At 65.8% G+C, this 21,261-nt stretch carries 20 protein-coding genes; 9 read left to right on the top strand and 11 right to left on the bottom strand.

Features of this window, described 5'->3' with window-relative positions:
• The first annotated feature begins 143 nt into the window (after positions 1 to 143).
• Positions 144 to 1,172, top strand: a complete 1,029-nt coding sequence (locus ACOIX3_RS22070) for a polysaccharide deacetylase (protein ID WP_420971775.1) — start codon at positions 144 to 146, stop codon at positions 1,170 to 1,172.
• Here ACOIX3_RS22070 and ACOIX3_RS22065 read toward each other — a convergent pair.
• The gene (locus ACOIX3_RS22065; RefSeq protein WP_029082837.1) at positions 1,169 to 1,378 is read right to left on the bottom strand and encodes a DUF2842 domain-containing protein; all 210 of its coding nucleotides are present in this window, start codon (positions 1,376 to 1,378) and stop codon (positions 1,169 to 1,171) included. The two genes, ACOIX3_RS22070 and ACOIX3_RS22065, sit on opposite strands and share 4 nt — an antisense overlap.
• Before the next feature lie 192 nt (positions 1,379 to 1,570).
• On the opposite strand from ACOIX3_RS22065, the gene ACOIX3_RS22060 reads away from it, so the two are divergent.
• Entirely contained in the window at positions 1,571 to 2,656 is a 1,086-nt protein-coding gene (locus ACOIX3_RS22060; RefSeq protein WP_420964260.1) for a COX15/CtaA family protein, read from the top strand.
• Positions 2,657 to 2,660: 4 nt separating this feature from the next.
• Here ACOIX3_RS22060 and nadC read toward each other — a convergent pair whose 3' ends face one another.
• From nadC to ACOIX3_RS22020, 8 genes are all read right to left on the bottom strand, one after another.
• Positions 2,661 to 3,512: a carboxylating nicotinate-nucleotide diphosphorylase gene (nadC, locus tag ACOIX3_RS22055; RefSeq protein ID WP_420964259.1), complete on the bottom strand. Its 852-nt coding sequence runs from the start codon at positions 3,510 to 3,512 to the stop codon at positions 2,661 to 2,663.
• Positions 3,509 to 5,059: an L-aspartate oxidase gene (locus ACOIX3_RS22050; RefSeq protein ID WP_420964258.1), complete on the bottom strand. Its 1,551-nt coding sequence runs from the start codon at positions 5,057 to 5,059 to the stop codon at positions 3,509 to 3,511. The genes nadC and ACOIX3_RS22050 overlap by 4 nt, the downstream gene beginning before the upstream one ends.
• Positions 5,056 to 6,042, bottom strand: coding sequence for a quinolinate synthase NadA (gene nadA, locus ACOIX3_RS22045; protein WP_420964257.1), 987 nt, complete (start codon positions 6,040 to 6,042; stop codon positions 5,056 to 5,058). The genes ACOIX3_RS22050 and nadA overlap by 4 nt, the downstream gene beginning before the upstream one ends.
• Before the next feature lie 54 nt (positions 6,043 to 6,096).
• Positions 6,097 to 7,056: an NUDIX hydrolase gene (locus ACOIX3_RS22040; RefSeq protein ID WP_420964256.1), complete on the bottom strand. Its 960-nt coding sequence runs from the start codon at positions 7,054 to 7,056 to the stop codon at positions 6,097 to 6,099.
• A gap of 14 nt (positions 7,057 to 7,070) precedes the next feature.
• Positions 7,071 to 7,475, bottom strand: a complete 405-nt coding sequence (locus ACOIX3_RS22035) for a hypothetical protein (RefSeq protein ID WP_420964255.1) — start codon at positions 7,473 to 7,475, stop codon at positions 7,071 to 7,073.
• Between the two features lie 155 nt (positions 7,476 to 7,630).
• On the bottom strand, positions 7,631 to 8,911 hold the full coding sequence (locus tag ACOIX3_RS22030) for an O-acetylhomoserine aminocarboxypropyltransferase (RefSeq protein WP_420964254.1): 1,281 nt from the start codon (positions 8,909 to 8,911) through the stop codon (positions 7,631 to 7,633).
• A gap of 147 nt (positions 8,912 to 9,058) precedes the next feature.
• Positions 9,059 to 9,643, bottom strand: coding sequence for a CoA-binding protein (locus ACOIX3_RS22025; protein ID WP_420964253.1), 585 nt, complete (start codon positions 9,641 to 9,643; stop codon positions 9,059 to 9,061).
• A gap of 107 nt (positions 9,644 to 9,750) precedes the next feature.
• The gene (locus ACOIX3_RS22020; protein WP_420964252.1) at positions 9,751 to 10,578 is read right to left on the bottom strand and encodes an enoyl-CoA hydratase; all 828 of its coding nucleotides are present in this window, start codon (positions 10,576 to 10,578) and stop codon (positions 9,751 to 9,753) included.
• A 70-nt stretch (positions 10,579 to 10,648) separates the two neighbouring features.
• Between ACOIX3_RS22020 and ACOIX3_RS22015 the strand changes: the two genes are divergently transcribed.
• From ACOIX3_RS22015 to ACOIX3_RS21995, 5 genes are all read left to right on the top strand, one after another.
• Entirely contained in the window at positions 10,649 to 11,077 is a 429-nt protein-coding gene (locus ACOIX3_RS22015; protein WP_342728767.1) for a PaaI family thioesterase, read from the top strand.
• Positions 11,078 to 11,230: 153 nt separating this feature from the next.
• Positions 11,231 to 11,695 carry a 50S ribosomal protein L13 gene (gene rplM, locus ACOIX3_RS22010; protein WP_050405657.1) on the top strand — a complete coding sequence of 155 codons (465 nt, stop codon included), beginning with the start codon at positions 11,231 to 11,233 and terminating at the stop codon, positions 11,693 to 11,695.
• Positions 11,695 to 12,171 carry a 30S ribosomal protein S9 gene (gene rpsI, locus ACOIX3_RS22005; protein ID WP_097673499.1) on the top strand — a complete coding sequence of 159 codons (477 nt, stop codon included), beginning with the start codon at positions 11,695 to 11,697 and terminating at the stop codon, positions 12,169 to 12,171. The genes rplM and rpsI overlap by 1 nt, the downstream gene beginning before the upstream one ends.
• A gap of 246 nt (positions 12,172 to 12,417) precedes the next feature.
• The gene (locus ACOIX3_RS22000; protein ID WP_420964251.1) at positions 12,418 to 13,635 is read left to right on the top strand and encodes a diguanylate cyclase; all 1,218 of its coding nucleotides are present in this window, start codon (positions 12,418 to 12,420) and stop codon (positions 13,633 to 13,635) included.
• A gap of 43 nt (positions 13,636 to 13,678) precedes the next feature.
• Positions 13,679 to 13,915: a hypothetical protein gene (locus ACOIX3_RS21995; protein WP_420964250.1), complete on the top strand. Its 237-nt coding sequence runs from the start codon at positions 13,679 to 13,681 to the stop codon at positions 13,913 to 13,915.
• On the opposite strand, the gene ACOIX3_RS21990 is transcribed toward ACOIX3_RS21995, so the two are convergent.
• On the bottom strand, positions 13,908 to 15,077 hold the full coding sequence (locus ACOIX3_RS21990) for an AI-2E family transporter (RefSeq protein WP_420964249.1): 1,170 nt from the start codon (positions 15,075 to 15,077) through the stop codon (positions 13,908 to 13,910). The two genes, ACOIX3_RS21995 and ACOIX3_RS21990, sit on opposite strands and share 8 nt — an antisense overlap.
• A gap of 276 nt (positions 15,078 to 15,353) precedes the next feature.
• Here ACOIX3_RS21990 and ACOIX3_RS21985 point away from each other — a divergent pair, with 276 nt between their 5' ends.
• Positions 15,354 to 16,124 (top strand): gamma-glutamyl-gamma-aminobutyrate hydrolase family protein, encoded by a 771-nt coding sequence (locus ACOIX3_RS21985; protein ID WP_420964248.1) that lies wholly within the window; start codon positions 15,354 to 15,356, stop codon positions 16,122 to 16,124.
• A gap of 64 nt (positions 16,125 to 16,188) precedes the next feature.
• On the opposite strand, the gene ACOIX3_RS21980 is transcribed toward ACOIX3_RS21985, so the two are convergent.
• The gene (locus ACOIX3_RS21980) at positions 16,189 to 18,483 is read right to left on the bottom strand and encodes an NF038122 family metalloprotease (RefSeq protein ID WP_420964247.1); all 2,295 of its coding nucleotides are present in this window, start codon (positions 18,481 to 18,483) and stop codon (positions 16,189 to 16,191) included.
• Positions 18,484 to 18,828: 345 nt separating this feature from the next.
• Here ACOIX3_RS21980 and ACOIX3_RS21975 point away from each other — a divergent pair, with 345 nt between their 5' ends.
• The gene (locus tag ACOIX3_RS21975; RefSeq protein WP_420964246.1) at positions 18,829 to 21,102 is read left to right on the top strand and encodes a PAS domain S-box protein; all 2,274 of its coding nucleotides are present in this window, start codon (positions 18,829 to 18,831) and stop codon (positions 21,100 to 21,102) included.
• The last annotated feature ends 159 nt before the right edge of the window (positions 21,103 to 21,261 follow it).

Here is a 21,261-nt window from a genome sequence, read left to right as displayed (position 1 = left end):
TTAATTTACAGATCTCGGCTGCGGCCGACCTTCGCAGGGAAATGTCAACAAAGAGTAATAACAATGCCGCGGCGGGGTGTGGGAACCGCCGGGCAGAGGCGGGGATCTTGACGCCGGACAACGGGATTTTGCGGCGGGCCCGGATGGAGCTCGCCTATTTCAGCGGCGCCTTCAGGCTGCGGGAACACGAGGCCGGGGGCGCCGGGGTGATCCTGCGCTTCGCGCGCGTCCGTCCCGCGCGCCGGGGCCGGTTTCAGCCGCTGAAATCCCAGGAGATCACGCCTGCCTTCCTCGATCGCACCATCCGCGCGCTGAAGCGCTGGAAGTACGACATCGTCGGGATCGACGAGGCCTGCCGCCGCGCGGTGACCCTGCCGGAGCGCCGCCGCTTTGCCTGCGTGAGCTTCGATGGTGCGACCAAGGACTTCGTCACGCACGGCTATCCCGTGCTCGCCAGGCACCGCGTCCCCTTTGCCCTCTATCTGCCGACAGCTTTCCCGGACGGCGTGGGCACGGCATGGTGGCTGGTGCTCGAGGACATCATCGCGCGCGAGAGCCGCATCAGCCTGATGATCGACGGTAGGGAACGGCACTTCGTGGTCACGAGCCTGTCGGACAAATTCGAGCTGTTCGATTTCCTGTCCGGCTGGCTGCGCAAGCTGTCGCCGTCTGATCTGTCCTATGCGGTGAACGATCTCGGCCGGCGCTATTCGGCCGATGCGGCGCAATTGTCACGCGGCGCGTCGCTCGACTGGCAGGATCTGGCGAAGCTTGCGGCGGATCCGAACGTGACCTTTGGCAGCGCGACGGTGAACTATTCCGTCCTGTCGAGCCTCAGGGACGCCGACGCGCAGCGCGAGATGGCGATGGGAAAGGCGGTCGCCGAGAGCGCGCTGCGGCGGCCGATCAAGCATTTCGCATTCCCCTTCGGGGACCGCGACGCGTTCCGCCGTCCGCATGTTGTGATGGCCGAGGAGGCCGGCTTCGCCAGCGCAGTGTCGACCATAGCAGGCGTGGTCGAGGCGCAGGGGCGCACCAATCTCCACGCACTGCCGCGCATCGCGTGGGACGGCCGCGTGCGGTCGCTGCGGATGATGCGCGTGCTGCTCTCGGGCGTGATGTTCGCACCGGTTCGGCCAACGCGGCATGCGCGCGGCGAGGGCGCGATCTAGGCGCGGTCGGGCCGCGACATCCAGGAGACGATCGGCATCGCCGGCAGCACCCAGCCGAGGCCCGCGACGACGTAGAAGATCGCCTGCAGCAGCCCCGAATTGGCAAGCCACGGGGTTTGGGCGATCGTCATGCCAAGCAGCGACCACACCACGACCAGGATCAGCAGGGCGATGGTTCCGAGCAATTTGCGGGTGCGTATGGCCATGGCGGATATGTATGACTCGTGATCCAGAGCGTTTTCGAGCGAAGCGGACACCGGTTCGCGCAAAGAAAACGCGTCAAAACAAAGATTGCTGAGGCCGCGTTCCAACCGATCGGAACGAGGCCTCAGGCGGCGCTTGCGCCGCTTGCGGGCCGGACTATAAGGGGCCCGAAAATCCAATCAAGTCAGGGCGAAATGGCCGGTATTTCCGCACAACCATCGCAGCTCCGCGCCGTCAGGGTCTGGCTGATCGCGGTCGCCGCCCTGATCGCGCTGATGGTGCTGGTCGGCGGCGCCACGCGGCTCACCGAGTCCGGCCTGTCGATCGTCGAATGGAAGCCGGTGACCGGCGCGCTGCCGCCGCTGACCGAGGTGCAATGGACGAAGGCCTTCGAGGGCTACAAGACCATCCCGCAATATCGCGAGCTCAACGCCGGGATGACGCTCGAGCAGTTCAAGACGATCTTCTGGTGGGAGTGGAGCCACCGGCTGCTCGGCCGGGTGATCGGCGCCGCCTATCTGCTGCCGTTCCTGTACTTCCTGTGGCGCGGCGCGGTGAGCGGCGAGCTCGGCCGGCGGCTGTGGGTGATCTTCGGTCTCGGTGCGCTGCAGGGCGGCGTCGGCTGGTGGATGGTGGCGTCCGGCCTCTCGGAGCGCGTCGAGGTGTCGCAATATCGGCTGGCGACGCATCTGGTGCTGGCGCTCCTGATCTTCGCGGCGATCGTCTGGACGCTGCGGCGCTTGACGGACCGCCCATCCGTGATCGCACCGCTCAGGCTGAAGATCACGAGCGCGGTGCTGCTCGTGCTGACCTTCGTTCAGCTCTATTTCGGCGCGCTGGTCGCGGGCCTGCGCGCGGGCCGGGTCTACAACACCTGGCCCGAGATCGATGGTGGCTTGATTCCGTCGGCTGACCGGCTGTGGTTCGAGACGCCGTGGTGGCGCAATCTGTTCGACAACACGCTGACCGTGCAGTTCGAGCATCGCATGACAGCTTACCTGCTGTTCGCGCTGGCGATCGCGCATGCGATCGATGCCGTGCGTGCGCGCGCCGGAAGTGCGGTGATAGCGGGCGCATGGTGGCTGGTGGCGGCGATCACGCTGCAGGCGACGCTCGGCATCCTGACACTGCTGCATCAGGTGCCGATCGATCTGGCGCTGACCCACCAGGCAATCTCGATCGTTGTGCTGACGCTCGCGGTGTTGCAAGCCGAGCGCTTTGCCGCGCGGCGAACCGAACGGGACCAGCCGACCCTCGTTCCGGTCGGCCAATCCCTCTAGTCCATCAGGACAGATAGTCGAGCCCGATATCGAGCGCGGCCGAGCTGTGGGTTATCCAGCCGGCCGAGATCAAATCGACGCCGGTGGCAGCAATCGCCGCGGCGGTCGTAGCCGTGATGCGGCCGGAGGCTTCGGTGATCGCCTTGCCGCGGGCCATTGCCACCGCCTGACCGAGCTGCTCGGTCGTCATGTTGTCGAGCAGGACCGCGTCGACGCCGAGCGCTAGCACCTCTTCGAGCTGCGTCAGCGTGTCGACCTCCACCTCGATCTTCACGAGATGGCCGGTATTGGCCTTGGCGCGTTCGACCGCGGTGCGGATGCCGCCGGCGAGCGCGATGTGGTTGTCCTTGATCAGCACGGCGTCGTCGAGACCGAAGCGGTGATTGCCACCGCCGCCGGCGCGGACCGCGTACTTCTCCAGCGCGCGCAGTCCGGGTGTGGTCTTGCGGGTGCAGACGATCTGCGCGCGGGTGCCGGCGACGGCCTTGACGAGCGTGGCAGTCGCGGTCGCGACGCCGCTCAGATGGCAGAGAAAGTTGAGCGCGGTGCGCTCGGCGGTGAGCAGGCTGCGGGCCGGGCCATCGATGATCGCGATGACCTGGTCGGGTTCGACCGCGCTGCCGTCGGGCCGCTCGGCGCGCAGCTCGATCGCCGGCGACACCGTCTGGAAGGCTGACCGCGCGACGTCGAGCCCGGCGATCACGCCGGGCTGCCGCGCCCGCATCACCAGCCGGGCCTGCTGGCTGGCCGGCACGATGGCGTCTGCTGTGATATCGCCGGCGCGGCCGAGATCCTCGCGCAAGGCGGTTTGCACGATCGGCTCATACAGCAGCGGCAACAGGGGATTGAGGGTCATGAGCGGGCACTCCTGGCTGGTAGCTTGGATTCAACGATGTCGTGCGCGGCGGCGAGCGCCTCGGCACGGGTGAGGGAAGACGGCGCCGCCGACAAAGCGGTGTGAGGGAAATCGGTGCGGAAATGACCGCCACGGCTTTCCTCGCGCCTGATGGCGGCAACCGCGATCATCAGTCCGACCAATGCTGCGTCGGACGCCGCGCTCTGGCCGCGCGCGAGCGGATAGAGGCTCCGGATCGCGCGGGCGATCCCGTCGTGGTCGCGCAGCACGCCGAGCCCCTGGGTCAGGATCGGACGTACGGTAGAGGGATCGGCGGCGGGCGGCATCGTGTCGTCGCTCAGCATCGCGCGCGGACCTGCGCTGACGCCTTCGATACTTTCGGCGACCCAGCGCGCGCAGACGATCGCTTCCATCAGCGAGTTGCTGGCGAGCCGGTTGGCGCCGTGCAGCCCGGTGCGCGCGGCCTCGCCGCAGGCCCACAGGCCCTGCACCGTGCTGCGGCCATGGCCGTCAACGGCGATGCCGCCCATGTGGTAGTGCACCGCTGGCCGGATCGGGATCGGATCCGTGGCGGGATCGATGCCGGCCATCTTGCAGAACGCGCTGATCACGGGATAGCGCTGCGCGAAGTCCGCGCCCGGATGCTTGCGCGCATCGAGGAAGGTGCGATGTCCCGCGGCGCGGTGGCGCCAGACCGCGCGCGCGACGATGTCACGTGGCGCCAGCTCGGCGCCGAGCTGATCGGCCATGAAGCGGTGGCCGGTCTCGTCGATCAGGGTCGCGCCGTCGCCGCGGATCGCCTCGGTCAGCAGCGGCATCGGCCGTGACGGTCCGTCGAAGGCAGTCGGATGAAACTGGACGAATTCGAGGTCCGACAGTTTTGCGCCGGCATGGGCCGCGAGCGCGAGCCCCTGGCCGAAACATCCGCCCGGATTGGTGCTGTCTGAAAACAGCCCGCCGATGCCGCCGGTCGCGATCACGACGCGGTTGGTCGCGATCGTGAGCGCGCCGCGGTCGCTGGCCGCGAGCACGCCGCTGACCGCATTGTCCTCGACCAGCAACCGCCGCGCTTCGACGCCTTCCAGCAAGGTGATCGATGGTGTCTTGCGGACCGCGGCAATCAGCGCGCGCATGATTTCGCGGCCGGTGCCGTCGCCGGTGGCGTGCACGATGCGATTGCGGCCGTGCGCCGCCTCGAGCCCGAGACGCCAGCTGCCGTCAGCGCGCCGGTCGAAGGCGACGCCGAGTTCGGCCAGATGCTCCACGGCGGCAGGCGCGGCGTGGACGATCCGGGATGCTGCGGCCGCATCGCAAAGGCCGGCGCCGGCCGCGAGCGTGTCGGCGAGATGGAGGGCAGGGGTGTCATCCGCGCCGACCGGCGCAGCGAGGCCACCTTGCGCCCACATGCTGGAGGCTTCCGCGCCGAGCGGCGATTTCGATAGCAGCACGACCGGCTCGGGCGCGAGCTGCAGCGCCGTCATCAGCCCGGCGGCGCCGCCGCCGATGATCACCGGACGGCCGTTGAGATCGGAAATATCGGTACTCATATCGCCAGCATCCTTTCGACGCTCCTGCGCGCACGATCGGCGATCGCGGGATCGATCGTGACCTCGTGCTGATTGGTCTCCAGCGCGTGGCGGATGTTCTTCAGCGTGATCCGCTTCATGTGCGGACAGAGATTGCAGGGCCGGACGAAGTCGACATCGGGATTGCGGGCCGCGATGTTGTCGCTCATCGAACACTCCGTCAGCAGCACGACGCGCGGCGGACGTTTGGTCTCGACGAACGACTGCATCGCTGCCGTCGACCCCGAAAAGTCCGCTTCGGCGACCACCTCGGGCGGGCATTCCGGATGCGCCAGGATGGTGACGTCGGGATAATTTTCACGCAGCTGGCGCACGTCGTCGGCGGTGAACAGCTCGTGCACCTCGCAGTGACCCTTCCAGGCGATGATCTTCTTGCTGGTCTGCTTGGCGATGTTCTGCGCCAGATATTCATCCGGCAGCATGATGACGCGCTCCGCGCCGAGCGATTCCACCACCTTGAGCGCATTGCCTGACGTGCAGCAGATGTCGGACTCGGCCTTCACCGCGGTCGAGGTGTTGACATAGGCGATAACAGGCGCGTCCGGATAGCGCGCTCGCATCAGCCGCACGTCCTGTGCCGTGATGGAATCCGCCAGCGAGCAGCCGGCCTTGAGGTCGGGGATCAACACGGTCTTGGCCGGGTTCAAGAGCTTCGCCGTCTCGGCCATGAAGTGCACGCCGGCGAGCACGATGACATCGGCGTCGACCTTGGTCGCTTCACGCGCGAGCAGGAGGCTGTCGCCGACGATATCGGCGACGCCGTGGAAGATCTCCGGCGTCTGGTAGTTGTGCGCCAGCACCACCGCGTTGCGGCGGCGTTTCAGGTCGAGGATCGCATCGACGTCCTCGGCGAAGGTGGCCCATTCGAACGGTGGGATGACGCGCTTGACGCGCTCATAGATCGGCGCGGTGCGGGTGAGCAGATCGGTATCGAGTGCAACCATTTATACTCTCCTTGAGCATAAGATGGCTTATACTTATCCTGAGCATAAGGCGTGTCAAGTGCGCGAAAGCGGAAGCTTGGTGCCGACGACGGCCCGTTCGGCCAAGACGGCATGGCGGAAGCGGAACAGCTTGGCCGGCCGTCCGACGGTATCGGCGGCCATTGCGCCAGTCTCTTCAACGAGTTCCTGCTGTTCCATGAGCCGGCGGAAGTTCTGCTTGTGGACCAGCCGGCCTGCGAGTGCCTCAACACTGCGTTGCAGTTGCAGCAGGGTGAACTCGGCCGGCATCAATTCGAATACCACCGGACGGTATTTGATCTTGGCGCGCAGCCGCGCGATCCCGGTGGCGAGGATGCGGCGATGATCCGCTGTCATCGGCTTGCCCGGAACGACGGGCGCCTCGCGGTCGTGCGCGCGCCCGGCTTCCGGAATCAGCAACGCCTCGTACAGCAGCTCGTAGCGCTGCAACACCAGTTCCTCGTTCCAGCCGCGATCCTCGAGGCCGAAGGTGATCGCGCAGCGCTGCCAGCGCTCGCGCTGCAGCGTTGGTGACGGGGCCGCCTTCGCCCACGTCTTCAGCTTCGGCGCGATCATCTTCGCAAGGCAGACCGGCGTGCCGGCGCGATGATCCTCCCAGGGGAAATAGTCGTACCAGCCGGACCAATGCGCCTCAAAGCCTTCGCCGACCTGGTCCTCGCGGGTCAGGCCGAGATAGCTGATCGAGACGCTATGCGGCGTGCTGGCGTCGCCCGACCGGCCGCGGTCGGCAAAGGTGTAGAGCTGTTCGACATAGCCGAGCGGATGGCCGGTCTGCGCCTCGACCCAGGCGCGCAGCGCGGTCTGCAGCGAGCGGTGGGTGAACTCGAACGGGCCGCTCGGCAGCGCGGAGCCGCCGGCGATGGTCATGATCTTCGGTGTGCCGTCGGTCACGGCGACCAGCACCGCGACGAGGTCGGCGGTGACAGCGTTGCCCGAAGCCGGTGCGCTGGTTTTCTTCTGCGGCGATCTGGCCACGCGCGCGTCCCGGGCTAGCAGTAGCCGTAGACGCCGCAGGCGTAGGGCAGGCGGTCCCAGTAGTCGACATAGGCGCCGCCGTAGTACGGGCCGAGATAGCTGTAGGAGCGGGCATTGCCGTAATAGCCGGGCAGCGACGACGATCCCGGCAGCAGCGGCTCGCCCCGTACAATCGGGATGTACGGCTGTGAATTGAGCGGGATCACCTTGGGCTCGACGACCACGAGCTGTCGTCCGCGCCGCACATAGGTCGGTGACGTGATGGTGGTGCGGTAGGCGTAGTGCCGGCGCGGCAGGCCGGCCGGCAGCTGGCGTGCGGCCTTGACGGTGGCGCGTTTGGTGACGACAGGGCCGTCGGCGGCGTCAGCAGGCGAAATCGCAAACAGCGCGATCGCGAGCGGCAATATCCAGCGCAGCATCAATGGTCTCCCGAATCATCCGGAGCCTATCACTGCCACTTTATGCCGGATTGAGCGTTAACGAGAGACCCGTCGATATTAAGCGTTAACGAGACGGCCGTTTGGGCAAGGTTGCCGGAGCGATGCGGGCGCATCGCTCCGGAACCATAGCGGGATCAGGCGCGCAGCGCCTGGTCGAGGTCCGCGATCAGGTCTTCCTTGTCCTCGATGCCGATCGACAGCCGCACCACCTCGGGCGCGGCGCCCGACTTCACCTTGGCGGCGTCGTCGAGCTGGCTGTGGGTGGTGGAGGCCGGATGGATCACCAGCGAGCGGGTGTCGCCGACATTGGCCAGGTGCGAGAACAGCCTCAGATTCGACACCAGGTTGACGCCCGCGTCGTAGCCGCCCTTGAGGCTGAAGGTGAACACCGCGCCGGCGCCCTTCGGCGCGTATTTGCGCTGCAGGGCGTTGTACCTGTCGCCGGGCAGGCCGGCGTAGTTCACCGCTGACACGGCCGGGTGGGTGGAGAGGAATTCCGCCACCGCCTTGGCATTGTCGCAGTGCTTCTGCATGCGCAGCGGCAGCGTCTCGATGCCGGTCAGGATCATGAAGGCGTTGAACGGCGACAGCGCGGGGCCGAGGTCGCGCAGGCCGAGCACCCGGCAGGCGATCGCGAAGGCGAAATTGCCAAAGGTCTCCTGGATCCGGATGCCGTGATATTCCGGGCGCGGCTCGCTCAGCATCGGATATTTGTTGTCCTTCGACCAGTCGAAGGTGCCGGCGTCGACGATGATGCCGCCGAGCGAGTTGCCGTGACCGCCGAGGAACTTGGTCAGGGAGTGCACGACGATATCCGCACCGTGGTCGATCGGCTTGATCAGGTACGGCGAGGCCAGCGTGTTGTCGACGATCAGCGGCACGCCGGCCTTGCGCGCGACGGCTGCGATCGCTTCGATGTCGGTGATGCTGCCGGCCGGATTGGCGATCGACTCGATGAAGATCGCCTTGGTGTGCGGCGTCACCGCACGCTCGAAGCTTTCGATCTCGTCGGGATCGGCCCAGGCCACGTTCCAGCCGAACGCCTTGAAGGCGTGGGTGAACTGGTTGATCGAGCCGCCATAGAGTTTTCGCGCGGCGATAATTTCGTCGCCGGGCCGGAGCAGTTGTTGCAACACCACGAGCTGCGCGGCGTGGCCGGAGGCAACCGCGAGCGCTGCCGTGCCGCCCTCGAGCGCTGCGACGCGTTCCTCGAGCACCGCGTTGGTCGGGTTGCCGATGCGGGTATAGATGTTGCCGAAGGCCTGCAGGCCGAACAGCGAAGCCGCATGATCGGCGTCGTTGAAGACGAATGACGTGGTCTGGTAGATCGGCGTCGCCCGCGCGCCGGTGGTGGGATCAGGCTGTGCGCCGGCGTGCACGGCGAGGGTGGAAAATCCCGGAAGGCGATCGGTCATTCTTTGTGTCCTGTTGTGGCCTGGTCGAAACGCGCGGCATGCTGATGGCGGCGGCGTCCGCCGTCAAGCGAGTTGGGCACGCCGTCGGTCTGGGGAGGGGCATTCCGGGCTATACCGGATGATCGGAGCGATTATTCCGCTGCGACGTCAGGTCGTCTCGGTCTTGTTTTTTGCCGCGCGGTCGGATGCCGCAGTCTGGCCGCCGCCGAAGCTCGTCCGGTTGAGCGACAGCCGCATGCCCTGTGTCGGGATCGGCGCACGTTTGGAGCTTAGCGTGCGCGAATTGACGCCCATCCAGGAGATCTCCGACGACAGCCGTCCATACTCGATCTTCGGACAGCGGTTCATCACCACCTTGAGGCCCGCGGCTTCCGCCTTCTCGGCGGCCGCATCGTCGCGTGCGCCGAGCTGCATCCAGATCACCTTCGGCAGCGGGGACAATTTCAGCGCCTCCTCGACGACCGGCATGATGTGGCTCGAATTGCGGAAGATGTCGATCATGTCGATCGGGCGATCGATGTCCGCCAGCGATGCGACGAACGGCTTGTCCATCAACGTCTTGCCGACATGGCCGGGGTTGACCGGGATCATGTCGTAGCCGCGCTGCGCCAGATATTTGAACGCGAAATAGCTCGGCCGCACATTGACCGGCGAGGCGCCGACCATCGCGATCGATTTGACGTTGCTCAGGATGCTGCGGATGTAGTTGTCGTCGTAGGCGTCGTGGTTCATCGTTCGTCTTTTTCAATTGCGTCATAGCGAGGAGCGAAGCGACGAAGCAATCCATGCTTCCTTGTGGTGCGATGGATTGACTCGCTTCGCTCGCAATGACGGGGAGACTATTTATCCTGCCACTTCGGGTCGCGCTTCTCGATGAAGGCGCCGATGCCTTCCTCGGCGTCGCGCGCCATCATGTTCTCGGTCATCACCTCGGCCGCGAAGCGATAGGCCTCCGCGAGGCTCATTTCGGCCTGGCGATAGAACGCTTCCTTGCCGAGCTTGACGGTGTAGGCCGATTTCAGCGCGACCTTTTGCGCCAGCGCAATCGCCGCGTCGCGTTCGGTGCCAGCCGGCGCCACGCGATTGACGAGGCCGATGCTCTGCGCCGTTGCCGCGGAGACGGGTTCACCGGTCAGCAGCATCTCCATCGCCTGCTTGCGCGGTACGTTGCGCGACAGCGCCACCATCGGCGTCGAGCAGAACAGCCCGATATCGACGCCTGGCGTCGCAAACGCCGCCGCTTCGGAGGCGACGGCGAGGTCGCAGCTCGCGACGAGCTGGCAGCCCGCCGCGGTGGCGATGCCCTGGACAGACGCCACCACCGGCTTCGGCAAATGCACGATCGCCTGCATCATCGCGCTGCAGGCGTTCATGATCTCTGCGAAATAGGCGCGGCCGCGGTCGGCGTCGGTGCGGCGCGCGGTGAGCTCCTTGAGGTCGTGGCCGGCGCAGAAGGCCGGGCCGTTAGCGGCGAGCACGACGGCACGAATGCTCTTGTCAGCGCCGATATCGTTCAGCGCCGCGTGCAGCTCGCCGATCAGGCCCTCCGAGAGGCTGTTGCGCGCCGCAGGGCGATTGAGCGTCAGTAGCGCGATACTGCCGACGGTCTCGCGCAGCAGGATCGGCTGGTGTTGCGGCGCTTCCGCGCGGGCGGCTTGGGCGGACATGGTGAAATTCCACTTTGGTCTCTATGACAACTTAATGTAACAGGCAGGCTGAAGCGAGGGCAGGGGCGGCATGGCGATTGCGAAAATGAGCGTGGCTGATCTGGAGGAGTTCCTGCGCAAGGAATTTCCGCAGGCATTCACCCACGACGACATCAGGATCGAGAGCGCCGACGGCGAGACGGCCTTGCTGCGCCAGCGCTACAGCGAGCGCATGCTGCGGCCGGGCGGTACGGTGTCCGGACCGACCCTGATGGGGCTGGCGGATTTTGCGATGTATGTGGTGCTGTTGTCGGCGATCGGGCCGATCGGCCTTGCCGTCACAACCAACCTCAACATCAACTTCCTGCGCAAGGGCCAGCCGGGCCAGGACGTGCTCGCGGTCGCCAAGCTGCTCAAGCTCGGCAAGCGGCTTGCGGTCGGTGAGGTGAACCTGCTGTCCGGCACCTCTCCGGATCCGATCGCCCATGTCACGGCGACCTATTCCATTCCAAATCAATAGGCTTTTTCGCGGTATTATTGCACCATATTTACAAGTTGTTGTTTTCGCTGATCTAAATCGCGTGCGCCGACGTTGACGCGCGCCCGCGGCTTCTCTAGAAACCCACGCAGTTCGGCGCATTCGGCGCCGATTTCCTTTTCACGGATTTCACACATGAGCACGTTCTCGGCCAAGCCCGCCGAAGTGACGAAGAAGTGGGTTGTGATCGACGCCAAGGGTCTGGTCGTCGGTCGTCTCGCCACGCTCGTCGCGATGCGCCTGCGCGGCAAACATCTGCCCACCTACACCCCGCATGTCGATTGCGGCGACAACGTCATCATCGTCAACGCCGCGCATGTGGTGCTGACCGGTCGCAAGCGCGACCAGAAGGTCTACTACAAGCACACCGGCTTCATCGGTGGCATCAAGGAGCGCACCGCGAAGCAGATCCTCGAGGGTCGCTTCCCCGAGCGCGTCGTCGAGAAGGCGATCGAGCGCATGATCCCGCGCGGTCCGCTCGGCCGCATGCAGATGGGCAATCTGCGCGTCTATCCGGGTGCCGAGCACCCGCATGAGGCCCAGAGCCCCGAGAAGGTCGATATCGCTTCCCTGAATCGCAAGAACACGAGGGCCGCATAATGTCCGATACTTTGCAGTCCCTCGACCAACTGTCGCAGGTCAAGCCGGCGGCTCCCGACGCGCCGAAGTACGTCAAGAAGATCGACAAGTTCAACCGCGCCTACGCCACCGGCAAGCGCAAGGACGCGGTCGCCCGTGTCTGGATCAAGCCGGGCGCCGGCAAGATCTCAGTCAACACCCGCGATATCGAAGTCTACTTCGCCCGTCCGGTGCTGCGCATGATGATCCAGCAGCCGCTGGTCGCTGCCGCCCGTAACGGCCAGTACGACGTGATCTGCACCGTCGCCGGCGGCGGTCTGTCCGGCCAGGCCGGTGCTGTCCGCCACGGTATCTCGAAGGCGCTGACCAACTTCGAGCCCGAGCTGCGCAGCGTCCTCAAGAAGGGCGGATTCCTGACCCGCGATAGCCGCACGGTCGAGCGCAAGAAGTACGGCAAGGCCAAGGCCCGCAAGTCCTTCCAGTTCTCGAAGCGCTAATTCGAGTTCTCAAATTCGCGGCAATTGCCGCGAGCATCGAGTTGCAGAGGGCGCCGCGAGGCGCCCTTTTTGCTGCGCCCAACCGCGCGTGCTTCGACGCGAATTAGCGCAGTTTTTCATGAAAACTTGCGTGTGCGTGCAAACGAAATTGGAACTCGGGCCTTCTAGCTTGCGGGCTCGCACTGGCGCTGCATCACCGTATTATTTGCGCCTGCGAACGTTGCATCACCGGGCTGGGGTGACTCTATGTCGTTCGATCCATCGACGCTTTATCTGTTCGCCACCATGGTCGCGGGCATGCTCGGCGCCATGCTCTGGTTGTTCGGCAGGCAGGAGAACATTTCCGCGCTGAAATGGTGGGGCACCGCCTATCTGCTCGGTGCGGCCTCCGTCGCGCTGTGGACGGTCGGCAGCTCGACGCTCGATCCGATGGTTCTGCTGGGCCTCAATGCGATCGGCTTCGCTGCCTGCGGCATGGTCTGGAATGCCGCGCGTATCTTCCACGGCCGCAAGGCCAACCTGCCGGGTCTCGTGCTCGGCCCGATCGCGTGGATCGGTGCCGCGACGTCAATCGCGGATCCGGCGATGCGCCTGACCATCGGCGCCGGGATCGTCGCGATCTACGCGGCGCTGACCGCCTCCGAACTCTGGAGCGAGCGCCGCCGCGCGATGCAGAGGCGCTGGATTGCGATCGCGATCCCGGTCGCACATGGCTGTGTCCTGATGCTGCCGATACTGGTCGGCGACGTGCTGCGGCTGAACGGCCAGAATTTCGTCAGCAGCTTCTGGGTCACGCTGTTCTCGATCGAACTCGTGCTGTACGCGATCGGCACCGTGTTCGTGATCTTCATGATGGTGTCGGACCGCGCGGTCGCCGTGCACAAGACGGCCGCGTCGATCGATCCGTTGAGCGGCATGCTCAACCGCCGCGGCTTCACCGAGGCCTGCACGCGGGTGATCGAGCGGGAGGCCACGGCCGGCCGGCCGGTCACCGTGATGATCTTCGACCTTGATCACTTCAAGTCTATCAACGACCGGTTTGGCCATCCCGCCGGTGACGAGATCCTGAAGCTGTTCTCCGCCGTGGTGGTCAACAGCCTCAGGATCAGCGATCTGTCGGGCCGGATCGGCGGCGAGGAATTCGCGGCGCTGCTGCCGTGCTCGCTGGAAGAGGGCGTCTTGGTTGCCGAGCGCGTGCGCGAGGCGTTCGAGAACAGCAACATCACCTGTGAAGACGGCGCGGTCGACACCACGGTCAGCATCGGCGTGGCCGGTGGACCCGCCGGGACCGAGCTCGAGGTGCTCTTGGCCTCGGCCGACACGGCGCTCTATCAGGCCAAGCGCGGCGGCCGCAACCGCGTCGAGGCAGCGGAGGAATTGCCGCTGTCGCTGGAGAACTGGCGGCGCAAGACCGCGGGCCTGCCGGCATCGGCACGGCAAAAGCCGGCGCCCGCCCGCGCGTGAGTGTGGTAACGACTGGTTAACCATTCGATCCCATGCTTCGGGCATGGAGTCGATCCGCACACGCAACCCGCATTCAGCCCTGATGTCGCTCGAAGCCGACGCGGCTTCAGCGCGCGGCGGCTTCGCCTGCCTGTTCTCGGACTCCGACGAATACGAGACCGCGCTGATCGCCGAACGCCGCGCGCAAGGGCGATACCAACCGCCGAAGCGCCGCTGGCCGATCGCGATGCTGGTCGGCGTGATGCTGATGGTCGTCGGTACGGTCCTGCTATTCAACTGACCTGCGGCACGTTCGACAGAGCGGGCGTCTGCGCGGGTGCCGGATCCTCCGCCTTGAAATGGTCGATCATCACCTTGGCGATCGCCATCAGCGGCAGCGCCAGCGCGAGCCCCCAGATGCCGAACACGACGCCGAGCAGGATCTGGAACGCGAACAGCGTTGCCGGCGGGATATCGAGCGCCTGGCGCTGGATGATCGGCGTCAGCACGTAGCTTTCCAGCGCGTGGACGCCGAGGAACAGAATGAAAGCCGACAGCGCCGCGATCCACCCGCTCGCGAGGCTCGCCAGCACCACGATCAGCCCGCCCAGGATCGCGCCGACCGTCGGGATGAAAGCGAGCAGGCCGGCCTGGATGCCGAGAATGAACGAGCTCGGAATCCCGATGATGGCGAGCCCGATCCAGGTGACGAGGAACACCGCGGCCATGGTGATGATCTGCGCGATCAGCCAGCGTTCCAGCGTCTCGCCGATGCGGTCGACGATGACGGTCGCCTGCGCGCGGTATTTGGCCGGCGCGATGAACAGCAGTCCGGCACGGTAAATGCTCGGCTGGGCCGCAAAGGCGAGCCCGAGGAACAGCACGATGAAGAAATTGCCGACGACGCTGACGGTGCCGAGCAGCACCTTCAACGTCTGACTGATGATCGCGCCGCCGCTCGAGGCCAGCGCGCCGGCGCCGGGGATGCCATGCGACTGCGGCGCTGCCGGCGTCGCTGTCGTCGTCGTCACGGCGGAGCCTTCGCCCTTCGCCTCGCCGGCGGCATTGGTGAAGTCGAGATAGCTGGTATCGACGCCGCGCTGCTCGAGGAACTCCTTGACGTTGCCGAGCTGCGATTTGATCGTGTTGCTCAGCACCGTGGCCTGCTGCGCGATCGTGGTGCCGCCGAGGAACACGATGCCGGACAGTAGCCCGGCCATCGCCAGGCAGACGATAGCAAGCCGCAACGCGTGAGGCAGCGCGGTCAGCCGGCCGAGCAGGGTGGTCATGGCATTGAGGGCGACCCCGAGCAGCATGCCCGCGAACAGCAGGAACAGGGTCGCAGCGAACTGCCAAGCGAAGGTCAACAGGGCGGCGAACAGCACGATGCCGATGCCGCCGACGGCGATCGCCCACGCCATGTCGTTGCGGGCTTGCAGGCGATTGTCAGCCGGGTCTGTCACGGGTGATTCCCCCTTCGCGACGGTGTCCGGCAGTCTTTGGCGAAAATCCCGCCGGGATCAAGCTGGGCGGACCGTGCCGGTTTGCCGCTGATGCGCCGTGGTCCGGGCGCGACCGTGGGGCGCCAGGCCGGATTTGGGGCCCCGAGGGCTGCGAATCTGTGCAGGACTGCAAGGTCCCCTGTGCAGATATAGGCAGTTGATCCGGGGGGGACTCGAAGGCATGATCGTCTCCGCAAAGTCGCAAACTTAGAATAATCATTGCGCGAGACTTCAATAATGAGACGGCCCGTGGTCGGCGTGATCGGAAACGCCCATCGCATTGAAAATCGTTTCACAGTCCAGATGGTCGGAGAGCGCAACCTTCGCGCGGTTGCCGAGGTGTCGGGCGCCGTGCCCTTGATGTTCGCGGGCAGCCCCGAAATCACCGACGTCGGTGCCTTGCTCGACGTGGTCGACGGCGTGGTGCTGACCGGGGCCCGCGCCAACGTTCATCCGACCCGCTTCAACACCGAACCTTGCGCGGCTCACGAGCCCTACGACATCCACCGCGACGACGTCGCGCTGGCGCTGTCGGAGGCCTGCGTCGCGCGCGGCGTGCCGATCTTTGGCATCTGCCGCGGCCTGCAGGAGATGAACGTCGCGTTCGGTGGCTCGCTGCATCCGGAGATCCGCGAGATCCCGGGCCGCATGAACCACCGGATGCCGCGGCTGGAGAACGGCGAGATCCATCCCGATCCCACTGTGGTGTTCGCCGACCGTCACGACGTCGCGCTGACGCCGGGCGGCGCCTTCGCAAGGATCCTCGGCTGCGAGACCATTCGGGTCAATTCGCTCCACGGCCAGGGCATCCTCGATCCCGGCAGGCGCGTCGTGATTGAGGGCATCGCCGAGGACGGCACCATCGAGGCGATCCGCATCGCCGATGCTGCGGGCTTCGCGCTCGGTGTACAGTGGCACGCCGAATACGATCCGCAGCGCAACCCGGTCAACCGCGCGCTGTTCGAGGCCTTCGGCGACGCCCTGCGCGAGCGGCGGCGGGCGGCGTAGCTAGCCCGCGCACCGCACAGTTTGGGCAGCGGTATCGTCAGCCGCGAACGTGTTTCAAGCGAGCCTAGACCAGATGAAACCCGCTGCCGGTGTCGGGCACCGGCGGGTAGGGCGTGCTGGCGGGCAGGCCGAGATAGAGATATTCGAAACCGTAAGCCGCCGCGAAGCTCGACGCGGTGGCATCGAGGACGATGTTGCCTGCCGTGCCGAAATGCAGCTCGGGACGGGTCAAGCCGTCGGCCGAGAAGGCCGGCGCGTCGTTGACGGAAAGGCCGTTGAAGCTCGCATTCACATGCGACAGGTCGGCGGCGTTGCCGGCAAGGTCGGCGATCGCAGCGCCGTTCGCGTTGAGGCTTGTCACTGCAAGCGTCGCGGTGGGATTGTCGATCCCCGAGACGAGATAGTCGAAGGCGAGCTTGGTCGCATCGTGCAGGGCCGCGGTCGCGGCCGCGTCGTAGGTCGCGGTCGCGCCGTTGTTCAGCGCAAGCGTGGGCGTGCCGCCCGTTACGGTGACGGCTTCGTTGAAAGCGAACGTCAAGGCGATGGACGCCCCCGCCGTCTCGACGCCGGTCGTCGGCGTCGTAGTGACGCCTGATGTCTCTGGTGCAGTGGTGTCGATTTGCAGGACGCCGCCGGGATTGGTCACCGCACCTATGAGGCTCGCATGATGGCCGTAGCTGTCCGTCAGCGACGCGCCGTGCAGCAGGAAACCTGATACCGCGAGATCGGCGGTGTTGTCGCCGGCAGCGACCGTGTAGCTGAAGGTCAGGGCGTCGCTGCCGCTGCCGCCCGTAAAGGTCGCGACACCACCGTCGTTGAGCAGCAAGGTCGGCGTACCATGGGCGGTGTCCACGGTGACGGCGTCGCTCATGTTGAGGGTGAACGTCACGGCGTGCCCAGCGTTGAGGTCGCCATTGCCGTCGGAGATGCCGGTGCCGCTCGTCGTCACCGACAGCACCGACGGCAGCAGGAAGATCGCGGTGCCGCCAAAGCCGTCGCCGCCGACACCAAAAGTCTGGCCGGCGAAATTGTCGTTCGGATCGAGCTGGAAGTCGAAGGTCTTGTTGTGCTCGGTGAGCTCGAGCAAGTTGCCGGGCAGCAGCGTAATCGCGGCATTGCTGCTGATGTTGACGCCGTAGAAATCGATCGTGTCGCCGATGGCAAAACCGCTGATGATGTTGGCCGGCGGCGTGTGCCCGTCGATCTCGAGCGTGCCGCCGGTGCCGTGGAACACGATCGGCGTGCCGCCGGTCACCGCGCCGCTCATGATGTCGACCAGCCCGCCTGCGATGGTCACGCCGTCGGCCGAGCCTCCGGAATCGACGGTGAACGTGCTACCGGCATCGACGATGATGCCGTGGATTGCACCGCCGCTGTAAATCCCGGCATTGCCGCCATCAAGCGCAACGGCGGTTGCGTTACCCGCGACGTCGAGCGTGCCGCCCGGCTGCACGACGAGGTCGCTGGCGGTATGGCCGGCTGCGACGAAATAGATCTCGCCGTTGAACACGAAGTTGTCCGGCGCCGACGGATTCCACCCGAGCGTCTGCATCTGGATGAAATCGGTCTGGGTAAACCCGTTGATGACGCCGGAATTGCTGTCATTGTTGAAGGCGTCGTCGCCGAACGGGCCCGGACCCCCGCCGGAGCCGAAGCCGGAATCCCAGTCGCCGAGATCGCCCTTGGCGACGTGGTTGTTCCAGCTTGCGAGGCTGGTTGCGCCATTGTCGATCGAGAAATAGCCGGTGGAATGGATGGGGCCGGGTACGAGCTCGCGGACGCCGGGCGCCGAGAAGCGGAACAGGTCGGGGACGCCCCAACCATTGGCATAGTGCTCGCCATTGACGCCGAGCAGGGAGTCGCGACCCAACACCTCGCTGATCTCGTGCTCGATCGAGCCGACGAGATAGTATTGATTGCTCCCCGGCGTGGCGGTCGGGTCGTAGGACCAGTTCGCCGTGGCATCGAAGCCGACCCAGCCGTCATTGGCCGGGTCGTTGGCGGCGATCAGACCGAGCGCCTTGGCTTCCGCGCGCCCGATATCGAACGTTCCACCGCCGGTCGGATCCGATGCGGGCAAGGTCGCGAAGGCCGCGAGTTGGGCGCTGGAGGTGCCGTCCGCGATCAAGGCATTCCTGATCGTGGCGTAGTCGTAGGCCGGCGCCTTTGCCTCCTCGCTTTCACCAAGGAAACCGGACGCGATCGCCGAGCCGCCGACCTCGCCCCAGCCGACATGGATGCTGAGGGTGACGTTATTGGTGAAGGCGGTGTCGAACAGGTTGACGACATAGGCGACCGCGGTCTTGAAGCCTGACGGCGCGGACGCGACGCTCGGGTCGTAGACGACGTTGATCTGCACCGATGCCTCCCGGAGACGGCGAGCGACTTTGCGGAGTGCCGGCGGCTCGTGCGCGCCGGCGACCGCGCGAAGATGCCCGAAATCGGGACCGGCGGCTTGGACTCCCCGGCGCCGGAGGCGGTTCAACCGGCATCGGCGGGTGCCGGCGGGCGTTCTCCGTACTTATACGGATACGAAAGTGGCGGATTGCGCGGCCGGACTCGGCTAAGCAAGAAGGCGCAAGCCACCCGATATTGCCCCGGCGCCGACGATCCTTTCCGATATTGTTTTGCTTTTCCATTTTCCGGTGCAACTGCTCACGATGAGTTGGTCGGGATGAATTTGTCGGGCCGACTGGCGGCCGGGATGATGCTTCCCGTCGTCACACTCCTGCTCGCGTTGGGCTTCATCCATGGCGTCGCCTGGCCGGGCATTCTGCTCGCCGGTGGTGTGGTTTCGGTGGTGTTGATGACGGCTGAGATGATTGCGAGGTCGCAGTCCAGAACGCCCGCCCAGTTGGTGCGGGCGGCGGAGGCGCTGTCGCGCGGCGAGCCGGTCTCGATACGCCCGAGTGGCGACGATGAGGCCGCTCAGCTCGCTGCGACGCTTGCCGAACTGTCCGCGCAATTGGGCAGCAGGCAGCACCTGCTGGAGAAGACCGTCGAGAGCATCCGCGATCCGGTGGTGGTCGCCGACGAGCATGCGATGATCGTGATCGTCAACGCCGCGGCGCGGCGGCTGTACCGTGTCGAACCCGGTTTTGACACCCTGACCGGCGTTCGCAACTTCCAGAACTATTATGCTGACGGCACGACTGTCATGCCGATCGCAGAGACGCCGATGGCGCGTGCGCTGCGCGGCGAGGATATCGACGATTGCGAACTGATCGTCAAACCGCTGCGGCCGGAACCCGCTGTTTGTCTTGTCGCCAACGCCAGGCCGCTGCGCGACGATGCCGGCAATTTGCGCGGCGCGGTCATCGTGCTGCGCGATGTCACCGCGGAGCGTCAGGCGCATCAGGCGCTGGTGGAGAGCGAGCAGATGGCGCAGGCCATCGTCAGGACCGCGCTCGACGCCTTCGTCCAGACCGACCAGGACGGCATCGTGCTCGACTGGAGCCCGCAGTCCGAGGCGCTGACCGGCTGGACGCGGTCCGAGGCGGTTGGCCAGCGCGTGGTCGAACTGGTTTTTCCGGAGGAGCTGCGGGTTGCACATCGGCAGCGCATCACCCGCTTCCTGCAGGAGACCGCGGCCGGCGGCATGGGCATGCGCTATGAAACCGCGTCCGTGCACCGCGACGGCCACCGGTTCTATGTCGAGGTATCGCTCAATGCGCTGCGCCGTGGCGATGGCTGGATCATCAATTCCTTTGTCAGGGACGTCACCCAGCGCCGGCGCGCCGAAGAGCAGCTGATCCAGGCGCAGAAGACGGAATCGCTCGGGCGGTTGACCGGCGGCATCGCGCACGACTTCAACAACATGCTGACCGTGATCACCGGCACGATCGAGATCCTCGCCGACGGCGTCAAGGATGACCCGCAGCTTGCCGCAATCGCCAAGCTGATCAGCGATGCCGCCGATCGCGGCGCGCAGCTTACCTCGAGCCTCCTGGCATTCGCGCGCAAGCAGCCGTTGCAGCCCGTCGAGACCGACGTCAACGACCTGATCGGCGAGGTGGTCCGGCTGCTGTCGCAGACGCTGGGGTCGCAGACCGAGATCAGGACGGAGCTCGGCCGCAACGCCTGGCTCGCTTTTGTCGATCGCAGCCAGCTCGGCGCCGCGCTGGTCAATCTCGCCATCAATGCGCGTGATGCGATGCCTGAGGGCGGCACGCTGACCTTTGCGACCCGCAACATGCAGCTCGGGATTCCCGATGCCGTGGCGCACGGCGTCGAGCGCGCCGGCGACCATCTCGTGATCGAGGTGACCGATACCGGTACCGGAATTTCGCCGTCGCATCTGGAAAAGATCTTCGATCCGTTCTTCTCCACCAAGGAGGTCGGGCAGGGCACCGGGCTCGGGCTCAGCATGGTGTTCGGCTTCGTCAAGCAGAGCGGCGGCGGGATCGAGGTCAAGAGCGAGCAGGGGCGCGGCACCATCTTCAGGATCTATCTGCCCAAGGCGGACGGCACCGCGCAGCGCGCGGTCGAGGAGGACGATCTGCCGGTCAGGGGCGGCAACGAGACCGTCCTGTGCGTTGAGGACGACCCGACGATCCGCGACTATGTGATGGGCCAACTCGAAAGCCTCGGCTACAAGGTGCTGGCGGCGGCAAACGCAGATGCCGCGCTGGAAATCGTCAACGGTGGCACCGCGTTCGATCTCCTGTTCACCGACATCGTGATGCCCGGCAGCATGAACGGCCGGCAATTGGCGGAGACGCTGATGGCCGGGCGACCGGCGCTGCGGGTGCTGTTCACCTCGGGCTACAGCGATGGCGCGCTGCCGGCGCAACAGGGCCGCGGTGGCCACGGCATTCCGCTGCTGACCAAGCCCTATCGGCGCAGCGAGCTGGCGCGGATGCTGCGGCGCTGCCTCGATCTTCAGGTCGACTTTCAGGGCGATCCGGTCCCGCAGCCTTACTCGGTGCAGCCCGATCTCGAACGCTTCCTGCGCGAGAACCCGCCCGAGAAGAATTAGCGCGTTATGCGCCTACCCCGTAGGATGGGTAGAGCGAAGCGAAACCCATCGCCCTGCGCAAGGTCTGACATGATGGGTTTCGCTTCGCTCTACCCATCCTACAGGTGTGACGTAAGCTGCGCGGGGGAGGCAGCACAGTGCAGGACCACAGCAAGGTTG

Origin of the sequence: Bradyrhizobium sp. B120 (assembly GCF_049075665.1) — a bacterium.
Classification (GTDB): domain Bacteria; phylum Pseudomonadota; class Alphaproteobacteria; order Rhizobiales; family Xanthobacteraceae; genus Bradyrhizobium.
Note: the sequence above shows the minus strand (reverse complement) of the source record. Positions and strands in the feature narration are given on the sequence as shown.